Origin of the sequence: Streptomyces platensis (assembly GCF_008704855.1) — a bacterium.
Taxonomy (GTDB): domain Bacteria; phylum Actinomycetota; class Actinomycetes; order Streptomycetales; family Streptomycetaceae; genus Streptomyces; species Streptomyces platensis.
The window spans coordinates 2098550-2120637 of sequence record NZ_CP023691.1 but is presented as its reverse complement, the minus strand read 5'-3'; the positions used below and the strand labels follow the sequence as shown (position 1 = coordinate 2120637).

The following is a 22088-nucleotide window of genomic DNA, read 5'->3' as shown; positions in this document are numbered from 1 at the left end:
CGCCATGACGGACCCACAGGCCGCTACCGACCCACAGGCCCCTGATCCACAGGCCCCTACGGACCCCCAGGCCCCCGCGGACCGGCCGGACGCCCGTCCCGGCCCGGACGACCCGTACCTGATCATTTCCTCCGACTGCCACGCCGGGCTCCCCACCGAGGAGTACCGCCCCTACCTGGAGGCCCGCTTCCACCGCGCCTTCGACACGTTCCTCGGCGAACGGGACGCCCGCCGCGCGGCGGCCACCCGCCTCGGAATCCGCAACGAGGCCTTCGCCGCCCGCTGGTTCCAGGACCACGAGGAGGGCCTGCGCGGCGGCTGGGACCCCGCCCAGCGCCTGAAGGAGCTCGACGGCGACGGGGTGGCGGCGGAAGTCGTCTTCCCCGACGCGGACGCCGTCGACAGCGGCACCGCGGCCCCCTTCGGCGTCGGCCTCGGCCTCTCCGGCGACCAGGACCCGGACCTCGGCATGGCGGGTGCCCAGGCACACAACCGCTGGCTCGCCGACTTCGTCTCCGGGCACCCCGAACGGCACTGCGGCGTGGCCCTGCTGCCGGTCACCGCCGACACCGGCCGGGTCGTGGCCGAGATTCACCGCGCCAAGGAGTCCGGGCTCAGAGCCCTGATGATCCCGTCCATGTGGGTCGACAAGGAGCCGTACCACGACCGCCGTTACGACCCGGTGTGGGCGGCGGCCGCCGAGTGCGCGATGCCGGTGCTGACCCACTCCGGGGCCGCACCCCGCCACGAGTACGGCGACCACCTCGGGATCTATGTCTCCGAGGTGACCTGGTGGCCCGCTCGCCCCCTGTGGTTCCTGCTCTGGTCCGGGGTCTTCGAACGCCATCCCGGCCTGCGCTTCGGCGTCGCCGAGTCCGGCTGCTGGTGGCTGCCCAACCTGCTGTGGTTCATGGACCGCCTCTACCTGGGCGCGCACGGCGGCAAGAAGCTCTCCCCGTTCGCCGCCCTCAAGCGTCCGCCGCACGAGTACCTGGACCGGCAGGTCTTCGTCTGCGCCACCAACACCAAGCGCCGGGAACTCGCCCAGCGTTACGAGATCGGCGTCGACAACATCCTCTGGGGCAGCGACTTCCCGCACCCGGAAGGCACCTGGCCGGACACCCGAGGCTGGCTGACGAAGACCTTCCATGACATTCCGGTCGCCGAGACCCGCCGGATGCTCGGCCTGTCCGCCGCCGAGGTGTTCGGCTTCGACACCGCGCGGCTGGCCCCGCTGGCCCGCCGTATCGGCCCCATCCCGGCGGACCTCGGCCAGAGCGCCGACCAGCCGGCGGTCGAGGCCTCCTGGGCCCGCTCCCGCGAGGTGGGCCGCCACTGGCTGACCGACCACGACTTCCCGGTACTGGGGGCGCAATGACCGACGACCGCTACACCGTGATCTCCGCCGACTGTCACGCCGGCGCCGACCTCCTCGACTACCGGCCCTACTTGGAGTCCCGGTACCACGACGCCTTCGACGCCTGGGCGGCGTCGTACGTCAACCCGCACGAGGATCTGCTCGCCGACACCGCCGACCGCAACTGGAACTCCGCCCGCCGGCTGGCCGAACTCGAAGCCGACGGCATCGTCGCCGAGGTCGTCTTCCCGAACACCATCCCGCCGTTCTTCCCCAGCGCCGCCCTCATGGCCCCCGCGCCCAGCGGCACGGACGCCGAGCAGCGCTGGGCAGGCCTGCGCGCCCACAACCGCTGGCTCGCCGACTTCTGCGCCGAGGCCCCCGGCCGCCGCGCCGGTGTCGCCCAGATCCTCCTCAACGATGTCGACGAGGCCGTACGGGAAGTCCGCCGCACCAAGGAAGCCGGTCTCACCGGCGGCATCATGCTCCCCGGCACCCCGCCAGGCTCCGGCCTCCCCGAGCTCCACTCCACGTACTACGACCCCCTCTGGGCGGTCTGCGCGGAACTGGACGTGCCCGTGAACCACCACGGCGGCTCGGCCTCCCCGCCGCTCGGCGACGAACCCGCCGCCCGCGCCGTCTTCATGGTCGAGACGACCTGGTTCTCCCACCGGGCCCTGTGGCACCTGATCTTCGGCGGTGTCTTCCACCGCCATCCCGGTCTCCGCCTGGTCCTCACCGAACAGGGCTCCGGCTGGATCCCCGGAGTCCTGGACATGCTGGACTACTACCACGGGCGGCTGGTCGCGGCTGCGTCCCAGGCCGCCACCGCCGAGGCCAAGTTCGGCGTCGGCCTGGCCGCGGCCATGGGCGACTCCCCGGCCGGAATCTGGCGCGCCCACTGCTTCGTCGGCGCCAGCTTCATGCGCCCGCACGAGGTGCCGCTGCGCCACCGCATCGGCCTCGACAAGATCATGTGGGGCAGCGACTACCCCCACGACGAAGGCACCCACCCGCACTCCCGCGAGGCCCTCCGCCTCGCCTACGCCGACGTCCCGGCCGACGAGACCGCCGCCATGCTCGGCACCAACGCCGCCCGCGTCTACGGCTTCGACCTCGCCCGCCTCGCCCCCCTCGCCGCCCGCATCGGCCCCAGAGTCACCGAGATCGCCGAGCCCCTGGAAAAGATCCCCGCGGACGCCACCAGTCCGGCGTTCGCCCGGGGTGGATCGGTGCGGGTGTGGTGAGAGGGCGGACCGGCCGCGCGACGGCCTGAAGCGGAATGCCCCACCGGCCGGGCCCGGGGCACTCCGCACCGCATGCCCCGGAAGCCGGTGCCGTCCGTCGCCCGCCGGTCCCCGGCTCAACGGCTCCGGTGGCTCATGCGGACCCGGGCCCCCTTCCCCGGCCGGCCACGTCGAGCAGCATTTTCGCGGCCAGCGTCGCCCCGTCCGTGCGGATCGTGCCCGCCACGGCCCTCGCCCGTACTCCGGTCTCCGGGGCCAGGGCCGTGGTGAGCGCGGCCGACAGGGAGCCGACGGTCGGGGCCGGGCCGTCGTGTACCGCGCCGATGCCCAGCTCGGCCACCCGGGCGCCCCAGTGCGGCTGGTCCGCGATCTGGGGCACCACCACCTGCGGAGCACCGGCCCGGGCGGCCGTCGTCGTGGTGCCCGCGCCGCCGTGGTGCACGACGGCGGCCACCCGGGCGAACAGCGCCTGCTGGTTCACCTCGCCCACGACGAAGCAGTCGTCCCGGTCGTCGATCCGGGCCAGCTCGGCCCAGCCGCGGGCGAGGAGGACCCGGTGGCCCCGCGCGCGGACCGCCTCGACGGCCACCCGGGCGAGGTCCTTCGAGGTGTGCAGGGCCATGCTGCCGAAGCCCACGTACACCGGCGGTTCCCCGTCGTCCAGGAACGCCTCCAGCTCTTCCGGGAGGGGGCGTTCGTCCGGCAGGATCCACGCCCCGGTCTGCACCAGGTCGAGCTCCGTCATCTCCTGCCACGGGCCCAGGACCGGGTCCGCCGCCAGCCACGGCCGGCCGGTCAGGACATGGTCACGGACGCTGTCCACCGGCGGCAGGCCGATCGCCGCCCGGTGACGGTTGAGCGCCTCCCCGTACAGCGCGTTCACCCGCTGGCCGTCCTGCTCCCACAGGACCTTGAGGTCGGTCTCCTCCCGCGGGGACGGCGTGCCGGGCCGCGCCCCCGGGCGGAAGTGCCGCGAGGGCATCCCGAACGGATGGAAGCAGGCGAACACGTAGGGGATGCCCAGCTTCTCGGCCACATCCGGTGCGCCGGCCGGCATCAGGCCGGTTGCCAGGAGCGCGTCAGCCCCCTCGGCCGCCACGGAGAGCGTGTCGAACCGCGCGGCGACCAGCTCCGGCGCCAGCCGGAACGCGTCCTGCGCCGTCGGCGGCCGCTCGCCCGTCACCACCGAGCGCACCGACGGGCCGAGCGGCACCAGCTCCACGCCGACACCGGCCAGCAGCGTCGCGAACTCCTCGTCCGGCGGCGCGCACACCCGTGCCTCCGCGCCGAATTCCCGCAGCCGCACCGCCAGCGCGGCCAGCGGTTCGACGTCCCCGCGCGATCCCCATGTCGACAACACCACACGCATAGCGCAAATCCCCCATTTCCCCAGGTTCTGGTTTCGGCCGCCCATCTTGCGGCACGACCCGGGTCTTGCCGCAAGCCCCCCGGTGCGCTATAGGTTGAGAGTGGCAGGGAGGTGCACCTCCCTGCCGTTGTTGTGTGCCGTCCGCCCGGGTCGGACGGCCTCCTCGCGAAGCGGCGCCCGCAGTGGAGCTCCCCGCGCCCCGAACGCCGCGTGGAACCCCTCGATGTACCCCGGCGCATCGCCGCTCGCGGTCGGCAGGAAGCAGACCTTCGGCCGGGGCCGCCCCGCGGTTTCCAGCACGAAATCGTCCAGCAGGGTGTCCGGATCGTCGGAGAAGCCGCCGCCGAGCAGGACGAGGGTGGGTGCGCCGGTCATGGGGCCTCGTTTCCGGTCGTGGTGGGGGCGCCGGCGGCGGACGATGCGGCCCAGCTGACGGCACGTCTTACATACTTCTCAGTAACAACCCCTAGCGGCACGCCCGTCAACGCCTTTATGGTGCGGGACATGCCGCACCTGCCCGATGTCGTGTTGTGGTCCGTACCGGCCTTCGTCCTGCTCACCGTCGTGGAGATGGTGAGCTACCGCCTGCACCCCGACGAGGACGCGGAGGGCTATGAGGCGAAGGACGCCGCCACCAGCGTCGGCATGGGGCTCGGCAGCCTCGTGTTCGACGCGCTGTGGAAGGTACCGATCGTGGCGATCTACGCCACGATCTACGAACTCACCCCGCTGCGGGTGCCCGTGCTGTGGTGGACGCTGCTCCTGATGCTGCTCGCACAGGACTTCTTCTACTACTGGTCGCACCGCGGCCACCACGTCATCCGCGTCCTGTGGGCCTGCCACGTGGTGCACCACTCCAGCAAGAAGTTCAACCTCACCACCGCGCTGCGGCAGCCCTGGACGACCTGGACCGTCTGGCCGTTCTACGTCCCGATGGTCGCCCTCGGCGTCCACCCGGCCGTGATCGCCTTCACCTCCGGGGTCAACCTCGTCTACCAGTTCTGGGTGCACACCGAGCGGATCGACAAGCTGCCCCGGCCCTTCGAGTTCGTGCTCAACACCCCGTCCCACCACCGCGTCCACCACGCCTCGCAGGGCGGCTACCTGGACCGCAATTTCGGCGGCATCCTGATCGTCTGGGACCGGATGTTCGGCTCGTTCGTCGCGGAGACGGAGCGGCCGGTCTACGGGCTCACCAAGAACATCGAGACCTTCAACCCGCTGCGGGTGGCCACCCATGAGTACGCCGCCATCGCGCGGGACATACGGGCCGCGGACAGCTGGCGCGAGCGCGCCGGCCGGGTGTTCCGCGGGCCGGGCTGGCAGCCGGCCGAACGGATCGCCGCGGCGCAGGCGGCGAAGGACGGCCCGTCCGGGAACCGGGCGCCCGCCTCCGTCGAGGAGCCGGCCGCGTGACGACACGGTGGCCGCGGGCCGTATCACCGCTGCTGTGGGCGTTCGTCCTGCTGAGCGCCGTGCACCTCGGGGCACTGCTGGCGGGCGTCCTGCCCGTCGTACAGCTCACCAAGCCCGTGCTGATGCCGGTGCTCGCCGGCTATGCGCTGGCGCGCGGCGGCCCCCCGCTGCTCGCCGCCGCGCTCCTCTTCGGCTGCGGCGGCGACACCTTCCTCCAGATCGGCGGGGATATCGCCTTCCTGGTGGGGATGGGCTCGTTCGCCGCGGGACACATCTGCTATCTGCTGCTGTTCGCCCGTCACGGGGCGGCTCCGGCGGGCGGCCGACGGGGGCCGGCCGTGGCGGCCGGTGCCGTGTACGCCGTGCTGCTGGTCGGCACGGTGCTGCTCCTGTGGCCGGACCTCCCGGCGGAGCTGCGGATCCCGGTCGCCGGGTACAGCCTGCTGCTCACCGCGATGGCGTTCGGCGGGCTCCGGGCGGGCCCGTGGGCCGCGGCCGGCGGGCTGCTGTTCCTGCTCTCCGACACCTTGATCGCGAGCGGGATCGCGCACTGGCCGCAGCTCCCGGCCCCGCAGTTCTGGATCATGTGCACCTATGCGGCGGCCCAGTGGGCGCTGGCCGACGGGGTGCTGCGGTCCGCCGCCACGGCTCCGCGGCCCACCGCACGGCAGGCGGGGGAGCTGCGGGCGGCGGGCGCACCGTAAGCGTGGAGGGGCGATCGGCGGGCACGGTGCGCCGCCGGAAGCCCCTCGACTTGAGTCTCCCTCCGGGGGAGACCCGACAGTGGACGGCATGAACGAGGACGGCACGGGTCTGCTCACCATCGGCCAACTGGCAGGGCTGACCGGTCTTCCGGTCAAGACCATCCGCAGTTGGTCGGACCAGGACCTGCTGCCGCCCGCCGCCCGCACCCCCGCGGGCTACCGGCTCTACGGCCCGGACGCCCCGGCCCGCCTGGAGATCGTGCGCAGCCTGCGCGCGCTGGGCATCGGGCTGGCGGCCATCCGGTCCGTACTGCACCGCGAGTGCACGGTCGCCGAGACGGCGGCGCAGTGGGCGGACGCGCTGGACGCGCAGATCCGCACCCTGCGGCTCCAGTCCGCGGTGCTGCGCTCGGTGGCCGCGCGGGGCAGCGCAGCAGAGGAGCTGCCGTACATGACCGAACTGGCCCGTCTGTCGGCCCGGGAACGCCGCCTGATCATCACGGACTTCGTCGAGGACGCCCTCGACGGGGTGGACGCCCCCGCCTACCGCAGCGGTCTGCTGGCCGCCACGCCCGAGCTGCCCGACGACCCCACCCCGGAGCAGATCGGCGCCTGGCTCGAACTGGCCGCCCTGGTCCGTGAGCCGGAACTACGGGCGGCACTGCGCCGGCTGGCCGAGCATAGCGCGCGTACGGCGGGGGCGGTGGGGGAGGCGTACGCGCAGGAGCAAGCAGCCATAGGTGTCGCCGAGTTGATGCGGGTACGCGGTGAGGAGGCCGTCGCGGCCGGTATCGCCCCGGACTCCCCGGCCGCCGAGCCCGCCATCGCCGAACTGGTCGCCGCCTGGCTCCCCACCCAGACCGGCACCGCCGACCCGCCCACCGAGGACGGCCCGGCGGCCCGCGCCCGGCTGCTGGAGCAGCTGGAGACCGCCGCCGAGCCGCTGGTCGAGCGCTACTGGCAGCTGCTGTGCGCGGTCACCGGCCGGCCCGCACCACCCCGCTGGGACACCGCCGGCACCTGGACCACGGCCGCACTGCGTGCCCACCCCGGCCCGTACGAGCTGGACCGCTCCGCGTTCGACGGCACCGACCCGGACCGGGTGCTGCGTGCCTACGAAGAGGTGACCCGGGACGTCGCCGCCCTGGTCGCCGCCGTACGGCCCGAGGACCTCACGCTGCCGACCCCGTGCGCGGGCTGGACCGTCCGGCAGCTGCTCGACCACATGGTGTGGGAGAACCTGATGGCCACCTCGATCGCCGAGGGCACCCCGCGCGCCGACCACACCGCCGACCACCTCGGCGACGACCACCGCACCGCCTTCGCGGACTCGGTACGTGCCGCCCGTACCGCCTTCACCGGCAGCGGGATGCTGCACCGCACCTACGGCCCCTATGAGGCACCCGGCGCGATGATCGTCCAACAGGTCGTGGTCGAACTCCTCGCACACGGCTGGGACTTGGCACGGGCGACCGGCGCGCCGACCGCACTGGCGCCGGAGTCTGCCGAGGAGACCCTGGCCGCGGCGTACCGGATCTACGGCGCGGCGCCGCGCACCGAGGGCAGCTCGTTCGCCCCGGAGTGCCCCGCTCCGCCCGGCGCGGGCGCCACGGACCGGCTGGCGGCCTTCCTCGGCCGCGACGTGACCTGACCGGCCCACGGGCCCGCTCCCGGGGAGGCGGGAAAGAGGGCCGGGTGATGATCACCCGGCCCTCTCCTCAACTGCCGTCACCGGCACATGAGTTACTTCTTCACCGCGTCCAGCGCATCGACGATGCCGTAGCCGAAGTGGCTGTTGACATGCTTGGTGCCGGTGCAGGTGGTGTCACCCGTGGGGCAGCCGGGGTTGTCCGCCTGCTTCTTGAGGAGCCACTGGATCTCCTGCGGGCTCGCCTTCGGGTGGGCGCTCTTGAGCAGCGCCGCGACACCCGCGACATGCGGGCTCGCCATGGAGGTACCGGCCAGGTAGGCCCAGTCGCCGCCCGGCATGGTGGAGAGGATGTTGCCGTTCTTGGCGGGCAGCTCGGGCACCTGCTTCGAGTCACCGCCCGGCGCGGCCACATCGATCTGGTTGAGGCCGTAGTTCGAGTAGTACGACTTGAGCTTCTGCACACCGCTCGCCGCGACCGTCACCGTGCCCGGCAGCTGGGTGGGCACGTCCCAGCAGGTCTTCGGGGTGACCTTGCGCTCGACGGGGGTGGTGTCGTTCGGGCTGGAGCTATCGGTGAGCTGGGCGGCCCCCAGGTCCATACCGGAGTTGCCCGCCGCCGCGACATTGATCGCGCCCTTGCGCTGCGCGTAGCTCGCCGCCCGGCCGACCGCGTCGATGATGGCGGCCTGGTCGGCGTCGTTCTTGCAGTTGAACATCCACGGGTCGACGTAGTAGCTGTTGTTGGTGACCTCGACGCCGTGGTCGGCCGCGAAGACGAAGGCGCAGACCACGCTCTCGGCGTAGAAGAGGCTCGTCTCCGGCTCGCTGACCTTGAGGGCGGAGATCTTCACGCCCGGGGCGACCCCCGACACACCGACGCCGTTACGGGCCGCGGCGATCGTGCCCGCGACATGGGTGCCGTGGTAGTCCTCGTCCGGGTTCCAGGGCCGCCAGGAGCCCTTGGAGGTGTCGGCCACGCCGCCCACGCAGTTGGCGGACTGCTTCGCGGAGAAGTTGGCCTTCAGATCGGGGTGGGTGTCGTCCACACCGGTGTCGATGATGGCGACGGTGACGTTCTTGCTGCCCGGGTTCACCTTCGCGGCCTTGTCGGCCTTGATGGCGGGCAGGTCCCACTGAAGCGGTTCCAGCGGCTCCTCGCCATTGGCCTTCGCTGCCTGGCCGGCCGCCTTGAGCTGGGACTTCGGCAGGTCGATCTTCTGCGGCTTGCCGATGTCGGTGGTGCCCTGTGCCTTGAGCGGCGCGGTACGGGTCGCGCCCGCCGACTGCACGCCCGGCACCGTCCGCACGGTGGCGGCGAACTGCGGGTCGGCCGAGTGGACGACGATCACGCCTATCTGCTCATGGGCGACGATCACCTTCCCGCCGGCCTGGGCTATCGCCTTCTTGACCTTGCCGACCGCGGTGTGGCCGGGCGTGGTGTTCACGACGTACGAGAGCAGCGGGCCGTCGGCCGAGGCCGCTGCGGCCGGGGCGGAGTCCTGCGGTGCGGCGGTGGCCGCGTTCGGCAGGAAACCGAGCGACGCCGTCAGGGCCAGTCCGAGCGGTACGGCCAGCGCCCGCATGCGTCTTGAGCGGGGATGCGCCATGGATACTCCACATCATCCGTGAGACCGCCCGGGCGCGGATTTGCGCACGGGCGGGTGCAATGAGCGTGAAGTTATCGGCGATCACTCGCGGACAGCAATGGAAAAGGGAAAAAAGCAGGGCGAAAACCTGACAAGAGGCCGGAATTGACAGGGTGTCAGCCGTGACGCCGCAAGGTCGTGATGCTCAGCGGGGGCAGCGCGATCCGCGGGCCGTACCAGCGGCGGGCGACCGCGGCGGTCCCCGGGCGGGGCTGCGGCGGGGTGACGGTGAGCGGCGCCGGCAGCCGGACGCTGCCGTACGGGCGCCGACGGGGAGCGGGTGGCTGCGGGGCCTGCTGGGGCGGCGGATTCACACCGGGCTCAACGAAGCGCCCCGCGCGCGGTGGCGGTCGGCGCGGGCATTCCCCCGGTTTCTTCTGGGATTCAACCAACGCCCCCCTGTCGGATCGTGTGCCACGCCTCTACGATGCGTGATCCGGATCACTTATATAAGCCTTATGACCGGCGGGGTGCTCCCGCGCAGATCCCGGACCGGTCCCTGGGAAACCCGCCCCTTCGCGTCAGGAGATCCCGTGAGCGCCGCACCGACCCTCGACCCGGGGACGCATGAGCCGCCCGACTACCTCCAGGTGCAGTCGAGCGCGGAATTCGATGAACTCCGCCGCGCACACCGCTCGTTCGCCTTCCCGCTCACCGTCGCCTTCGTGCTCTGGTACCTCGCCTACGTGCTGCTGTCGAGCTACGCCGGCGGCTTCATGGCCACCAAGGTCGCCGGCCACCTCAACGTCGCCTTCGTCCTCGGCATCGCCCAGTTCGTGACGACCTTCCTCATCGCCTGGTGGTACTCCCGGCACGCCGCCGCCAAGCTCGACCCGAAGGCCGAGGCCATCAAGTCCCGCCTGGAGGGCGACGCATGAACCTCACCCAGCAGCCGCTCGCGCAGCAGCTCGCGGCCGGCGGCGCGGGCGAGCACCGCGCCCTGATCATCACCCTCTTCGCGGTCTTCGTCGCCGCCACCCTCGGCATCACGGTCTGGGCGGGACGGCAGACCAAGGGCACGGAGGACTTCTACGCCGGTGGCCGGCAGTTCAGCGGATTCCAGAACGGCCTGGCCATCTCCGGCGACTACATGTCCGCCGCGTCCTTCCTCGGCATCGCCGGCGCCATCGCCCTCTTCGGCTACGACGGCTTCCTCTACTCCATCGGCTTCCTCGTCGCCTGGCTCGTCGCGCTGCTCCTGGTCGCCGAACCGCTGCGCAACTCCGGCCGGTTCACCATGGGCGACGTCCTCGCCTACCGGATGCGTCAGCGCCCGGTCCGGACGGCCGCCGGCACCTCCACCATCGTCGTCTCGATCTTCTATCTGCTCGCCCAGATGGCCGGCGCGGGCGCCCTGGTCACCCTGCTCCTGGGCATCACCAGCGAGGCGGGCAAGATCCTGGTGGTCGTCCTCGTCGGCATCGTGATGATCCTCTACGTCACCATCGGCGGTATGAAGGGCACCACCTGGGTGCAGATGGTCAAGGCCGTGCTGCTGATCGCCGGCACCCTGCTGATCACCTTCCTGGTGGCGCTCAAGTTCCACTTCAACCTCTCCGACCTGCTCGGCGCCGCCGCGGAGAACAGCGGCAAGGGCTCCGCCTTCCTGGAGCCCGGCCTCAAGTACGGGGCCACCGCCACCTCGAAGATCGACTTCATCTCGCTGGGCCTCGCCCTCGTCCTGGGCACCGCGGGCCTGCCGCACATCCTCATCCGCTTCTACACGGTCCCCACCGCCAAGGCCGCCCGGAAGTCCGTGAACTGGGCGATCGGCATCATCGGCGTCTTCTACCTGATGACCATCGCGCTGGGCTTCGGCGCCGCGGCCCTCATCAAGCCCGAGACGATCACCGTCTCCAACAAGGCGGGCAACACCGCGGCCCCGCTCCTCGCCGAGGCGATCGGCGGCGGCGCCGGCTCCACCGGCGGCGCCATCCTCCTCGCCGTCATCTCCGCCGTCGCCTTCGCCACCATCCTCGCGGTGGTCGCCGGCCTCACCCTCGCCTCGTCCTCGTCCTTCGCCCACGACCTGTACGTCAACGTGATCCGCAAGGGCAAGGCCACCGAGAAGGAGGAGGTCGGCGCGGCCCGCTGGGCGACCGTCGGCATCGGTGCCGTCGCCATCGTCCTGGGCGTCTTCGCCCGCGGCCTGAACGTCGCCGGTCTGGTGGCGCTCGCCTTCGCGGTCGCCGCCTCCGCCAACCTTCCGACGCTCCTGTACAGCCTGTTCTGGAAGCGCTTCACCACCCAGGGCGCGCTGTGGTCCATCTACGGAGGTCTCGCCTCCTCCGTCTTCCTGGTGCTCTTCTCCCCGGTCGTCTCCGGCAAGGAGACCTCGATGTTCCCCGGCGCGGACTTCGGCTTCTTCCCGCTGGAGAACCCGGGGCTGATCTCCATCCCGCTCGGCTTCCTGCTCGGCTGGCTGGGATCGCTGCTGTCGAAGGAGGAGCCGGACGCCCAGAAGTACGCCGAGCTGGAGGTCCGCTCGCTGACCGGGACCGGCGCGCACTGACGCGGCCCGGCTGAGGCGTCCGCACAGGGCCGGGCGGGGGTGGTGTCGTAGAGATCTACGACATCACCTCCGCCCACCTCGTGCTTCTCATCTCTGCTCGCTGTCACACCCATCGCGTAGGCTCGAAGACGTACTGATCCACCGAAGGAGAAGTACCGAGCCATCACTCTTGGGGAGGGGGCCCAGTGCTCATCGACACTTTCGGCCGCGTGGCCACCGACCTGCGCGTTTCGCTCACCGACCGGTGCAATTTGCGGTGCACGTACTGCATGCCGGAGGAGGGCCTTCAGTGGCTGGCCAAGCCCGATCTGCTCACCGACGACGAGATCGTCCGGCTGATCACCATCGCGGTGCGCGACCTGGGCATCGACGAGGTCCGCTTCACCGGCGGTGAGCCGCTGCTCCGCCCCGGCCTGACCGGCATCGTCGAGCGCGTCGCCGCCCTCGACCCGCGCCCCCAGATGTCGCTGACCACCAATGGCATCGGCCTCCAGCGCACCGCCGCCGCCCTCCGCGACGCCGGCCTGGACCGCGTCAATGTCTCCCTCGACACCCTCCGGCCGGAAGTCTTCCAGGCCATGACCCGCCGCAAGCGGCACGACGACGTCCTCCGCGGTCTGGAGGCGGCCCGCGACGCCGGTCTGACACCGGTCAAGGTCAACGCCGTTTTGATGCCGGGCCTCAATGACGACGAGGCCCCCGACCTGCTGGCCTGGGCGATCGCCCATGACTACGAGCTCCGCTTCATCGAGCAGATGCCGCTGGACGCCCAGCACGGCTGGAAGCGCGACGGCATGATCACCGCAGGCGACATCCTCACCTCGCTGCGTACGCGCTTCACGCTCACCCCCGAGGACCAGGAGGAGCGTGGCTCCGCGCCCGCCGAGCGCTGGCTCGTCGACGGCGGCCCGCACCGCGTCGGAGTGATCGCCTCGGTCACCCGCCCGTTCTGCCGGGCCTGCGACCGTACGCGACTGACCGCCGACGGCCAGGTCCGTACGTGCCTGTTCGCCACCGAGGAGACGGACCTGCGCGGTGCCCTGCGCTCCGACGCCCCCGATGATGAGATCGCGCGGATATGGCAGACCGCGATGTGGGGCAAGAAGGCGGGCTCCGGTCTCGACGACCCGTCGTTCCTCCAGCCGGAGCGCCCGATGTCCGCGATCGGCGGCTGAGCCGGTCCGGCCTCAGCGACCGGCGGCCGACGCCTCCCACTCCGCGAGCGTCACGACATCCTTCAGAAAGCCGCGCACCCCGAGGAACTGCGACAGATGCTCCCGGTGTTCCTCGCACGCCAGCCAGGTCTTGCGCCGGTCCGGCGTGTGCAGCTTCGGGTTGTTCCAGGCCAGCACCCATACGGCCGCGGCGCGGCAGCCCTTCGCGGAGCAGATGACGGCGCTGTCGGCGGAGTCCTGGGGATTTGGGGAGTTCACGGCCTCAACCCTACGTCCTGGGCCCACGGCCCCGGCCCGGCGATCCCGCCCTCGGCCCTGCGAACATGACGACGCCGGGCAGCCACGGGGGGAGCCGCCCGGCGTCGGTCTGTCGCTCCGACGGGGGATGCGGAGCGCGTACGCAGTATGTCACGGGGGATGGTGCCGCGTGCACCGGAACTCCATGATTGATCTGAGCTTTTCTTGAGCTTTGCAGACCGCGAGATGATCAGCTGGGGTCGTGTTGCGGCCCGGAAGCGCCCGCCGCCGGACGCTCCGGAACGGACTCCGCGGGGGTGTCGGAGGCACCCGGCGGCAGCATCGTCCTGGTCGGGCCCGCGACGAACGTCTTCGGCAGCGAAGGCGCGTTCTCCCGGCCCGCGTTGGCGATGACGACCGCGATATAGGGGAGCGCCAGGCCCAGCACCAACGTCGCGATGGCCACCGGCCGCTCAATGTTCCACAGCACGACGGTCAGCACCACGGCCACCGTGCGCACCGCCATCGAGATCACATACCGGCGCTGCCGCCCGCGGACATCCTCGGACAACCCCTGCCGGGCCCCCGTGATCCGGAAGGTCTGGCCGCTGCTCTGCTTCCGCATCACGCTCCACCACCTGGTCAGTCATGCCGGATTCTCCCCGGTATCCGGTCGGTTTCCACGGTACGCCGCGACTGCGCCGCCTTCGAGACCGGGTCGTGCCACGCTTCGCCCGGATCGGCCGGGCCACCGTGCGTACCACCGGCTCCGGCGTGCGCCGTAGAAGAAGCGGGGCGACACTGACGGAGCGACCGTCATCTGCACCGCGCCGCAGGAGGAGTCGACATGACGTGGTTGTGGGCCATCATCGTGGGCCTGGTACTGGGCCTGATCGCGAAGGCCATCATCCCGGGCAAGCAGCAGATCCCGCTCTGGCTGACCGTGATCTTCGGAATGCTGGGCAGCGTGCTCGGCAACTGGGCGGCCACCGGCCTGGGGGTCAACGAGACCCGTGGCATCGACTGGATCCGGCATCTGCTCCAGCTGGCCGGCGCGGTCCTCGTCGTCGCCCTCGGCGACCGTCTCTGGGTCTCCATGCGGAGCCGCAGGAAACACGTGGCTTAGGGGGTGTCGAGGATCGGTACGGGCTGATCCGAACGACATCGCCCTCATACGCCACGGGCGGCCGGCGCGCACTCCGCGCACAGGCCGCCCGTACGTCTGCCGTCTCAGCGCCCTTCGAGCTGGGCCAGCTTCCGGCCCGCCTTCAGGTACGCGACGCCGGGGGAGTCCGCCAGCTTCTCGGCCAGCACCTCGCCCAGCGGGCGGGCCGCGTCGGCCTCCGCCAGCACCACGGCCTGCTGGCCGCTCTCGCCCTCCACGACCAGCCGCAGCGCGTTCTGCTTGGCCAGCCGGCGCGCCGCCGAGGCGCTCGGGGTGAACTCCAGCACCGTCGTCAGCACCGCCGCCACCGTCTCCGCGCCGTGCGCCGCGACATCCACGGACGGCAGCGACTCCACATCGGAGAACGACTTCTTGGAGAACTGCGCCACGAAACCGGCCCGCGCGGCCATCGCCGCGTCGATCCCGTACAGCGCCGTCACGACCTCGCCCGCCAGCACCTTCTTGAGGTCCATCGGGTGCATCGAGCGGTCCGCGACCCGGCCCAGGACGAGCGCGATCTCCTCGTCGGTCCACTCCGTCCAGGCCTTCAGGTACGGCTCCATCAGCCGGTCCGGCACCGACATGATCTTGCCGAAGACATCGTCGGCGGGCGCGTTCAGCCCGACGTAATTGCCCTTGGACTTGGACATCTTGGCGCCGGTGCCGTCGGTGCCCTCGATCAGCGGCATGGTCACGACCAGCTGCGGCCGCTGCCCGCGCAGCTCCATCAGCTTGCGGCCCATCTGAAGATTCAGCAGCTGGTCGGAGCCGCCCAGCTCCACATCGCACTCCAGCGCCACCGAGTCCAGGCCCTGCGCGATGGGGTACAGCAGCTCCGTCATGGTCAGACCGGACCCGGCCGCCAGCCGGTTGCGGAAGTCCTCGCGCTGGAGCAGCTGCGAGGCCGGCACCTGCGCGAGCAGCGCGAGCAGCTCGGGGAAGGTGTACGGCGCCAGCCACTCGCTGTTCTGCCGGAAGCTGACCTTCTCGAAGTCGAAGAAGGGGCGGACCTGTTCGCGGTACGTGGCGAGGTTCTGCGCGATGTCCGCGTCGGTCAGCGGCGGACGCTCGGCCGTACGGCCCGACGGGTCGCCGATCTTGGCGGTGAAGTCACCGATGATCAGGGTGACGTCATGGCCCAGCCGCTGGAACCGGCTCAGGATGATCAGCGGGACCGCATGCCCGAGGTGCACATCGGTCGCCGTCGGGTCGATGCCCAGCTTGATGTGCAGACCCTGGCCGGCCGCCCGGCGCTCCTCGATCCGCTCGGCCAGCTTCTCCACGCCCGGCAGAACCTCGACCGTACGGGCCGCGATCAGCTCGGCCTGCTCCTTGGCGGGCAGGTCCGTCAGATCCAGATAGCGCCGCGCGCCCGTCTCCTTGAGCAGCTCCTGGACCGTGGCGTCCGAGGAGAGGTCGGCGGAGAGCAGAGTGCTGGCGCGGGCGACGGATTCGCCGAGGCGTGTCATGGCGTTCCTGATCGATCGTGGTTCCCCGAGGGGAGGACAAGCGGACAGTCTATTCGCCCCGTACGACACTCCCGCGCCGTCCGCCCGCCCGGCCCGCCACGACGGGCCGGGCGCACGCCCCGCGTCACACGCCCCGGCTCACCGAACTCATGTTGAAGTCCGGGATCCGCAGCGCCGGCATCGCCGCCCGGGTGAAGTAGTCGCCCCACTCGCGCGGCAGCGTCCGCTCCGTACGGCCCGCCTCCACCGCCCGGGACAGCAGATCCACCGGCGACTCGTTGAACCGGAAGTTGTTGACCTCGCCGACCACCTCGCCGTTCTCGACCAGATAGACCCCGTCCCGGGTCAGCCCGGTCAGCAGCAGCGTCGCCGGGTCCACCTCGCGGATGTACCACAGGCAGGTCAGCAGCAGCGCGGGACCGTCATGGCCGGCGGCCGCCACCATCTCGTCCAGCGAGCGCGAACCACCGCCCTCCAGAAGGAGGTTGTCGATGCCCGGCGCCACCGGGAGGCCGGTCAGCCCGGCACTGTGCCGGGTGGTCGGCAGCCGGTGGAGGACCCCGTCACGAATCCAGTCGGTGGCGGTCAGCGGCAGCCCGTTGTCGAAGACCGAGGCATCGTCGCCGGAGGAGTGCGCCAGGACGAACGGCGCGCACTCCAGACCCGGCGCCCCCGGGTCGCTGCGCAGCGTCAGCGGCAGCTCACTGAGCCGCTCACCCAGCCGGGTGCCCGCCCCCGGCCGCGCCTCCCCGTCGCCGTTGCCCGGCCGGGAGAAGACCGTGCGGCCCTCGGCGGCGTCCCGGGCCCCCGACGACCACATCTGGTAGATCAGCAGGTCGGCGACGGCGGTCGGCGGCAGCAGCGTCTCGTACCGCCCGGCCGGCAGCTCGATGCGCCGCCCGGCCCAGCCCAGCCGCCGGCTCAGCTCGCCGTCCAGCTCCCGCGGGTCGACATCGGTGAAGTCACGGGTCGCCCGGCCGGTCCAGGCCGAGCGGCTGCGGTCCGGTGACTTGGCGTTCAGCTCCAGCGTCCCGGTGGGCTGGTCGTGCCGCAGCCGGAGCCCGGTCGAGGTGCCCAGATACGACGAGACGACCTCGTGGTGGGCGAAGCCGTACAGCTCCCGGCCGCCGGAGCGGGCCTGCCGGAAGGACTCACCGAGCGCCGGCGCGAACCCCGCGAACACCTCCGAGGAGGTCTCGGCGGGCGCCTCCGTGAAGTCGGCGGACGCCTTCTCTCCGCCGACCAGCGGCTGCGCGTCCTCGGCGGGCCCGGCCTCCCGGGCAGCCGCCTCGGCGGCCCGCACCAGCGGTTCCAGGTCGTCCGCGGTCACCGCCGAGCGCGAGACGACACCCGACGCCGCGCCCTGCCCGCCGTCCACGGTCGCCACCACCGTCAGGGTGCGCCCCCGGGTGACGCCATTGGTCGTGAGCGCATTACCCGCCCACCGCAGATTCGCGCTGGAGTGCTCATCCGCGATGACCACACAGCCGTCGGCCCGCGAAAGCTCCAGCGCCCGCTCGACGACCTCGTGCGGCGTATTCCTACGCGACCTGCGGGTGCTCATCGACCGGCCTCCTGCGTCGTGTTGAGACAGTGCCATTCCGGGGGACAGCCCCCGGACCCCCGGCCGGATCCGTGGTGGGGTCTGGTGATGATGTGGTGTCGACCGGGGGAGGAGAGCTTATCGAGCGGGGGGCGCGCTGCTGTAGAGGGCGATCGGCCTCACGGGTTCCCGGACCGGCCGCGGCCGGCACAGTGCAGGTGCTGCTCCGGTCAGCTTCCGCATCCGCACGCTCCGGCAGAGGCCGGCTCCTCGTGGGTGCCGGCGCAGCATCCGTCACCGCCGGCACGTGCCGGGTCGGTGCTCGCGCCCAGTGTGTCGGCGTCGGCCTTGACGACGTAGACCTCCCACGGCTCTTTGCCGGGGCCATGCACCCACACCTTGTCCTGGAGGGCGTAGCAGCACGAGGTGTCGTTCTCCTCGAATGTGGCGAGGCCGGCGTTCTTGAGGCGGGTCGTCGCGGCTGTCACCCGGTCTGTGGAGTCGACTTCCACGCCGAGGTGATCGAGGCGGGTTTCCTGTCCGGGTTCGCCCTCGATCAGTACGAGCTTGAGCGGCGGCTCTGCGAGGGCGAAGTTGGCGTAGCCCTCGCGTCGCTTGGCCGGTTCGGTGCCGAACAGCTTCGAGTAGAAGGTGATCGACGCTTCGAGGTCGCTGACGCGCAGGGCGAGCTGTGCACGGGACATGGTACGCCTCCCAGCTGGCTGCATTGAGTTCTATCAATTCAAGGTTGCCTCTTGGATCGAAAGACGTCAACATAGAAGAATGTCGAAACAAGAGCTTGAGGTGCTGGAGCGGGACGGCGCGGTGAACGCGTGCTGCCCGGGCATCCTGACGGCGCCCCTCGATGAGGGGCAGGCCGGGGAACTGGCGAAGGTGTTCAAGGCGCTCGGTGACCCGGTGCGGCTGCGGCTGCTGTCGCTGATCGCCTCACGGGCCGGCGGTGAGATCTGCGTCTGCGACCTCACACCCGCCTTCGACCTGTCGCAACCGACGATCTCTCATCACCTCAAGCTGCTGCGGCAGGCCGGTCTCATCGACTGCGAGCGACGCGGCACCTGGGTCTACTACCGGCTGCTGCCGGAGATGACCGACCGCCTGGCCGGCATCCTGACGCGCCCCGCAGGCGAGCCCCTTCCCTCCCGCGCCGGATCAGCCGGAGGATGCCCGTGAGCGCCGCGACGCCGCAGCCCGGCGTCGCCGGCCGTCTCTCCTTCCTGGACCGGTACCTCGCGGTGTGGATTCTCGCCGCGATGGTGGTGGGCCTCGGCCTGGGGCGCCTGGTGCCCGGCCTCGGGGATGTTCTGGCCGACGTCACGGTGACCGGGGTTTCGCTGCCGATCGCGCTGGGACTGCTGGTGATGATGTACCCGGTCCTGGCCAAGGTGCGTTACGACCGGCTCGACACCGTGACCCGGGACCGGCGCCTGCTGCTGCCGTCGCTGCTGCTGAACTGGGTCGCCGGCCCGGTCATCATGTTCGCGCTGGCGTGGCTGTTCCTGCCGGACCTGCCCGAGTACCGCACGGGTTTGATCATCGTCGGCCTGGCCCGCTGCATTGCCATGGTGATCATCTGGAACGACCTCGCCTGCGGGGATCGCGAGGCCGCCGCCGTTCTGGTCGCGCTGAACTCGGTCTTCCAGGTGATCGCGTTCTCGGCCCTCGGGTGGTTCTACCTCTCCGTGCTCCCCGGTTGGCTGGGGCTGCAACAGGCGGGTCTGGATGTGTCCGTGTGGCAGATCGCCCGCAGCGTTCTGATCTTCCTCGGTATCCCGCTCGCCGCCGGATACCTCACTCGGCGGTTCGGCGAACGCGCCAAGGGCCGTGACTGGTATGAGTCCGAGCTGCTGCCGAGGGTCGGCCCATTTGCCCTGTACGGCCTCCTGTTCACCATCGTGGTGCTGTTCGCGCTGCAAGGTGACGCGATTGCCTCGCAGCCGCTCGATGTCGCCCGCATCGCGCTCCCGCTGCTCGTCTACTTCGCCGTGATGTGGGTCGGCTCCATGGCGCTCGGACGCGCTGTCGGCCTGAACTACTCACGCGCCACGACGCTCGCTTTCACCGCGGCGGGCAACAACTTCGAGCTGGCCATCGCCGTCGCCATCGCCACGTTCGGCGCATCGTCGGGACAAGCACTCGCCGGAGTGGTCGGCCCCCTCATCGAGGTACCGGTCCTGATCGGCCTCGTCTACGTCGCGCTGTGGGCTCGGCGCTTCTTCACCTCTCCCGCTCCCGCGCCCCAGGAGGACACCGTCCATGTCTGACACGGCCCCGCCGTCCGTGCTGTTCGTCTGCGTCCACAACGCCGGCCGCTCCCAGATGGCGGCAGCCTTCCTCGCTCACCTCGCGGGCGACCGGGTACAGGTGCGATCGGCCGGGTCCGCTCCGGCGGAAACCGTCAACCCCTCCGTCGTGGCGGCGATGGCGGAGGTGGGCATCGACATCTCGGCCGAGACACCCAAGGTCCTCACCGTTGCGGCCGTTGAGGCGTCCGACGTGGTGATCACGATGGGCTGCGGGGACAGCTGTCCCGTGTTCCCGGGGAAGCGATACCTCGACTGGCAGTTGCCCGATCCCGCCGGCCAGGGGATCGAGGCCGTCCGGCCGATCCGCAACAAGATCGAAGAGCGTGTCCGGGGACTGATCGACGAAATCGCCACCGTCGAAGGGAAGTGACCTCTGCTCGATGTCGCCCTACCGGCCATGGGGTACGGCAGATGACGCTTTCCGCGCACGCTCGCCACCTCCTCTTGCTCGTCCGGGCAGCGCGGCGGGGACGGAACCCGTCGCGCTGCCCGAGCGTGTCAGGGGAGGCAGAACGGGCGGAACCAGCTCGGCCAGGGGCTCACGAGCGACCGGCCTCCTGCGTCGTGTTCAGAATGTTCACGCCCTCGAAGAGCGCTGACGGGCAGCCGTGCGAGACGGCGGCGACCTGGCCCGGCTGGGCCTTGCCGCAGTTGAAGGCGCCGCCCAGTACATAGGTCTGCGGGCCGCCGACCGCGGTCATCGAGCCCCAGAAGTCGGTGGTGGTCGCCTGATAGGCGACGTCCCGCAGCTGCCCGCACAAACGGCCGTTCCGGATCGCGTAGGCCCGTTGCTGGGTGAACTGGAAGTTGTACCGCTGCATGTCGATGGACCACGAGCGGTCGCCGACGACATAGATGCCGCGGTCCACCCCGGAGATCAGCTCCTCCGTGGACGGTCCGTCGGCCGCCGGCTGCAGCGAGACATTCGCCATCCGCTGGACCGGTACATGGCCGGGGGAGTCCGCGTAGGCGCAGCCGTTGGAGCGCGGGAAGCCCGTCAACTCGGCGATTCTGCGGTCGAGTTGGTAGCCGACCAGGGTGCCGTCCTTGATCAGGTCCCAGGACTGGGCGGCCACCCCCTCGTCGTCGTAGCCGATCGTGGCGAGCCCGTGCTCGGCGGTCCGGTCGCCCGTCACATTCATCAGCGCGGAGCCGTACGCCAGCTTCCCGAGCTGGTCGAAAGTGGCGAACGAGGTTCCCGCGTACGCCGCCTCGTAGCCCAGCGCCCGGTCCAGTTCGGTGGCGTGTCCGATCGACTCATGGATCGTCAGCCAGAGGTTGGACGGATCCACCACCAGGTCGTACGCGCCGGCCTCGACGGTCGGTGCGTGCATCTTCTCGGCGAGGTGCTCCGGGATACGGGCCAGCTCGCCGTCCCAGTCGTAGTGGCCGCCGGTCAGATATTCCCAGCCGCGCCCGACCGGCGGGGCCAGGGTGCGCATCGAGTCGAAGTCGCCGCTCGCCGGGTCCACCGCGACCGCGGTGAGCTGCGGATGCAGCCGTACCCGCTGCTGGGTGGTGCTGGTGCCCGCGGTGTCGGCGTAGAACTTGTTCTCCTGGACGGTCAGCAGCGAGGCGTCCGCGTGGGCCACGCCCTCGGCGGCCAGCAGCCGCGCGCTCCACTCCGCCAGCAGCCCGGTCTTGTCGGTGTCCGGGACATCGAAGGGGTTGATCTCGTACGAGGAGACCCAGGTGCGGTCCGGATGCGTGGGCTCCGCCGCCAGCTCGACCCGCTCGTCCGAGCCCGCGGCCCGGATCACCTTCGCCGACAGCTTCGCCATCGCCACCGCCTGCGCGGCCACTCGCGCCGCCGCGTCCATCGTCAGATCCACCCCGGACGCGAACCCCCAGGCCCCGCCGTGCACCACCCGCACCGCGTACCCGAGGTCGGTGGTGTCCGAGGTCCCGGACGTACGGGCGTCCCGCAGCCGCCAGGACGCGCTGCGGATCCGTTCCAGGCGGAAGTCCGCGTGGTCGGCGCCCAGCGCGCGGGCGCGGGCCAGCGCGGCATCGGCCAGCGCGTGCCGCGGCAGCGCCAGGAATGTCTCGTCAACGGCATGGGGTGCAGGCAAGGAATTCCTCCCGTGGTCGGCGCCTGCATCATGCCCTGTGGCGGGCCCGCGGCCCAGAGCGCACCGGCGTGCGGCGCCGTGCCGTCGGCCGGGGTGGCGCGGGTCCCGGGGCCGGTGCGACACAGTCGGCGGGAGCCGCCGCGGGAGGGGATTGGCCGTGGTTCTGTGGAGACCCGACAGGGACCGGCGCACGCGCCTGTC

At 71.2% G+C, this 22088-nt stretch carries 22 protein-coding genes; 12 read left to right on the top strand and 10 right to left on the bottom strand.

Translation table 11 applies throughout. The features are described from left to right. Positions 1–4: 4 nt before the first annotated feature. Together CP981_RS09175 and CP981_RS09170 are read left to right on the top strand one after the other, a co-directional pair. The gene (locus CP981_RS09175) at positions 5–1378 is read left to right on the top strand and encodes an amidohydrolase family protein (protein ID WP_244329600.1); all 1374 of its coding nucleotides are present in this window, start codon (positions 5–7) and stop codon (positions 1376–1378) included. Further along, positions 1375–2604: an amidohydrolase family protein gene (locus CP981_RS09170; protein ID WP_085927237.1), complete on the top strand. Its 1230-nt coding sequence runs from the start codon at positions 1375–1377 to the stop codon at positions 2602–2604. The genes CP981_RS09175 and CP981_RS09170 overlap by 4 nt, the downstream gene beginning before the upstream one ends. A gap of 133 nt (positions 2605–2737) precedes the next feature. Here the strand turns inward: CP981_RS09170 and CP981_RS09165 are convergent, their stop codons facing one another. Next, positions 2738–3973, bottom strand: coding sequence for a glycosyltransferase (locus tag CP981_RS09165; protein ID WP_085927236.1), 1236 nt, complete (start codon positions 3971–3973; stop codon positions 2738–2740). Between the two features lie 87 nt (positions 3974–4060). Beyond that, a complete protein-coding gene (locus CP981_RS39510) occupies positions 4061–4348 on the bottom strand; it encodes a Type 1 glutamine amidotransferase-like domain-containing protein (protein WP_107429579.1) in 288 nt (95 codons plus the stop codon). Positions 4349–4477: 129 nt separating this feature from the next. Here CP981_RS39510 and CP981_RS09155 point away from each other — a divergent pair, with 129 nt between their 5' ends. The 3 genes from CP981_RS09155 (at position 4478) to CP981_RS09145 (ending at position 7744) form a co-directional block, all read left to right on the top strand. After that, positions 4478–5389 (top strand): sterol desaturase family protein, encoded by a 912-nt coding sequence (locus tag CP981_RS09155; RefSeq protein ID WP_085927254.1) that lies wholly within the window; start codon positions 4478–4480, stop codon positions 5387–5389. Then, positions 5386–6093, top strand: a complete 708-nt coding sequence (locus CP981_RS09150; RefSeq protein ID WP_085927235.1) for a lysoplasmalogenase — start codon at positions 5386–5388, stop codon at positions 6091–6093. The genes CP981_RS09155 and CP981_RS09150 overlap by 4 nt, the downstream gene beginning before the upstream one ends. An 88-nt stretch (positions 6094–6181) precedes the next feature. Beyond that, complete coding sequence (locus CP981_RS09145; RefSeq protein WP_085927253.1) at positions 6182–7744, top strand: TIGR03086 family metal-binding protein; 1563 nt, start codon at positions 6182–6184, stop codon at positions 7742–7744. Positions 7745–7836: 92 nt separating this feature from the next. Here the strand turns inward: CP981_RS09145 and CP981_RS09140 are convergent, their stop codons facing one another. Then, a complete protein-coding gene (locus CP981_RS09140; RefSeq protein WP_085927234.1) occupies positions 7837–9351 on the bottom strand; it encodes a S8 family serine peptidase in 1515 nt (504 codons plus the stop codon). Positions 9352–9506: 155 nt separating this feature from the next. After that, a complete protein-coding gene (locus CP981_RS09135) occupies positions 9507–9704 on the bottom strand; it encodes a hypothetical protein (protein WP_085927233.1) in 198 nt (65 codons plus the stop codon). A 219-nt stretch (positions 9705–9923) separates the two neighbouring features. Between CP981_RS09135 and CP981_RS09130 the strand changes: the two genes are divergently transcribed. From CP981_RS09130 to moaA, 3 genes are all read left to right on the top strand, one after another. Continuing rightward, complete coding sequence (locus tag CP981_RS09130) at positions 9924–10268, top strand: DUF485 domain-containing protein (RefSeq protein ID WP_085927232.1); 345 nt, start codon at positions 9924–9926, stop codon at positions 10266–10268. Continuing rightward, positions 10265–11902: a solute symporter family protein gene (locus CP981_RS09125; protein WP_085927231.1), complete on the top strand. Its 1638-nt coding sequence runs from the start codon at positions 10265–10267 to the stop codon at positions 11900–11902. Before CP981_RS09130 ends, CP981_RS09125 begins: the two co-directional genes overlap by 4 nt. 185 nt (positions 11903–12087) lie before the next feature. Continuing rightward, the gene (gene moaA / locus CP981_RS09120; RefSeq protein ID WP_085927230.1) at positions 12088–13077 is read left to right on the top strand and encodes a GTP 3',8-cyclase MoaA; all 990 of its coding nucleotides are present in this window, start codon (positions 12088–12090) and stop codon (positions 13075–13077) included. Positions 13078–13089: 12 nt separating this feature from the next. Here the strand turns inward: moaA and CP981_RS09115 are convergent, their stop codons facing one another. Together CP981_RS09115 and CP981_RS09110 are read right to left on the bottom strand one after the other, a co-directional pair. After that, on the bottom strand, positions 13090–13335 hold the full coding sequence (locus CP981_RS09115) for a hypothetical protein (RefSeq protein ID WP_085927229.1): 246 nt from the start codon (positions 13333–13335) through the stop codon (positions 13090–13092). Positions 13336–13564: 229 nt separating this feature from the next. Further along, positions 13565–13939: a DUF3099 domain-containing protein gene (locus tag CP981_RS09110; protein ID WP_085927228.1), complete on the bottom strand. Its 375-nt coding sequence runs from the start codon at positions 13937–13939 to the stop codon at positions 13565–13567. A gap of 222 nt (positions 13940–14161) precedes the next feature. Here CP981_RS09110 and CP981_RS09105 point away from each other — a divergent pair, with 222 nt between their 5' ends. After that, a complete protein-coding gene (locus CP981_RS09105; RefSeq protein WP_085927227.1) occupies positions 14162–14440 on the top strand; it encodes a GlsB/YeaQ/YmgE family stress response membrane protein in 279 nt (92 codons plus the stop codon). 104 nt (positions 14441–14544) lie between these two features. Here the strand turns inward: CP981_RS09105 and tyrS are convergent, their stop codons facing one another. From tyrS to CP981_RS09090, 3 genes are all read right to left on the bottom strand, one after another. After that, on the bottom strand, positions 14545–15948 hold the full coding sequence (tyrS, locus tag CP981_RS09100; protein ID WP_085927226.1) for a tyrosine--tRNA ligase: 1404 nt from the start codon (positions 15946–15948) through the stop codon (positions 14545–14547). A 124-nt stretch (positions 15949–16072) separates the two neighbouring features. After that, positions 16073–17512, bottom strand: a complete 1440-nt coding sequence (locus CP981_RS09095; protein WP_085927225.1) for a metallopeptidase TldD-related protein — start codon at positions 17510–17512, stop codon at positions 16073–16075. 209 nt (positions 17513–17721) lie between these two features. Further along, positions 17722–18195 (bottom strand): ArsI/CadI family heavy metal resistance metalloenzyme, encoded by a 474-nt coding sequence (locus CP981_RS09090; RefSeq protein ID WP_085927224.1) that lies wholly within the window; start codon positions 18193–18195, stop codon positions 17722–17724. A 79-nt stretch (positions 18196–18274) separates the two neighbouring features. Between CP981_RS09090 and CP981_RS09085 the strand changes: the two genes are divergently transcribed. The 3 genes from CP981_RS09085 to CP981_RS09075 are packed head-to-tail and all read left to right on the top strand — an operon-like array spanning position 18275 to position 20185. Beyond that, entirely contained in the window at positions 18275–18682 is a 408-nt protein-coding gene (locus tag CP981_RS09085) for an ArsR/SmtB family transcription factor (protein WP_085927223.1), read from the top strand. After that, positions 18673–19773, top strand: coding sequence for an ACR3 family arsenite efflux transporter (gene arsB / locus CP981_RS09080; protein WP_085927222.1), 1101 nt, complete (start codon positions 18673–18675; stop codon positions 19771–19773). Before CP981_RS09085 ends, arsB begins: the two co-directional genes overlap by 10 nt. Beyond that, on the top strand, positions 19766–20185 hold the full coding sequence (locus tag CP981_RS09075; RefSeq protein WP_085927221.1) for an arsenate reductase ArsC: 420 nt from the start codon (positions 19766–19768) through the stop codon (positions 20183–20185). The genes arsB and CP981_RS09075 overlap by 8 nt, the downstream gene beginning before the upstream one ends. Before the next feature lie 169 nt (positions 20186–20354). Here CP981_RS09075 and CP981_RS09070 read toward each other — a convergent pair whose 3' ends face one another. Then, positions 20355–21887, bottom strand: a complete 1533-nt coding sequence (locus CP981_RS09070) for a TldD/PmbA family protein (protein WP_085927220.1) — start codon at positions 21885–21887, stop codon at positions 20355–20357. Positions 21888–22088: the final 201 nt, after the last annotated feature.

Excerpts from the sequence above, each read along its gene's own strand:
- CP981_RS09175 (WP_244329600.1), top strand. The coding sequence starts at position 5 with ATGACGGACCCACAGGCCGCTACCGACCCACAGGCCCCTGATCCACAG.
- CP981_RS09170 (WP_085927237.1), top strand. The coding sequence starts at position 1,375 with ATGACCGACGACCGCTACACCGTGATCTCCGCCGACTGTCACGCCGGC.
- CP981_RS09165 (WP_085927236.1), bottom strand. The coding sequence starts at position 3,973 with ATGCGTGTGGTGTTGTCGACATGGGGATCGCGCGGGGACGTCGAACCG.
- CP981_RS39510 (WP_107429579.1), bottom strand. The coding sequence starts at position 4,348 with ATGACCGGCGCACCCACCCTCGTCCTGCTCGGCGGCGGCTTCTCCGAC.
- CP981_RS09155 (WP_085927254.1), top strand. The coding sequence starts at position 4,478 with ATGCCGCACCTGCCCGATGTCGTGTTGTGGTCCGTACCGGCCTTCGTC.
- CP981_RS09145 (WP_085927253.1), top strand. The coding sequence starts at position 6,182 with ATGAACGAGGACGGCACGGGTCTGCTCACCATCGGCCAACTGGCAGGG.
- CP981_RS09140 (WP_085927234.1), bottom strand. The coding sequence starts at position 9,351 with ATGGCGCATCCCCGCTCAAGACGCATGCGGGCGCTGGCCGTACCGCTC.
- CP981_RS09125 (WP_085927231.1), top strand. The coding sequence starts at position 10,265 with ATGAACCTCACCCAGCAGCCGCTCGCGCAGCAGCTCGCGGCCGGCGGC.
- CP981_RS09110 (WP_085927228.1), bottom strand. The coding sequence starts at position 13,939 with ATGCGGAAGCAGAGCAGCGGCCAGACCTTCCGGATCACGGGGGCCCGG.
- CP981_RS09105 (WP_085927227.1), top strand. The coding sequence starts at position 14,162 with ATGACGTGGTTGTGGGCCATCATCGTGGGCCTGGTACTGGGCCTGATC.
- tyrS (WP_085927226.1), bottom strand. The coding sequence starts at position 15,948 with ATGACACGCCTCGGCGAATCCGTCGCCCGCGCCAGCACTCTGCTCTCC.
- CP981_RS09095 (WP_085927225.1), bottom strand. The coding sequence starts at position 17,512 with ATGAGCACCCGCAGGTCGCGTAGGAATACGCCGCACGAGGTCGTCGAG.
- CP981_RS09090 (WP_085927224.1), bottom strand. The coding sequence starts at position 18,195 with ATGTCCCGTGCACAGCTCGCCCTGCGCGTCAGCGACCTCGAAGCGTCG.
- CP981_RS09085 (WP_085927223.1), top strand. The coding sequence starts at position 18,275 with ATGTCGAAACAAGAGCTTGAGGTGCTGGAGCGGGACGGCGCGGTGAAC.
- arsB (WP_085927222.1), top strand. The coding sequence starts at position 18,673 with ATGCCCGTGAGCGCCGCGACGCCGCAGCCCGGCGTCGCCGGCCGTCTC.
- CP981_RS09075 (WP_085927221.1), top strand. The coding sequence starts at position 19,766 with ATGTCTGACACGGCCCCGCCGTCCGTGCTGTTCGTCTGCGTCCACAAC.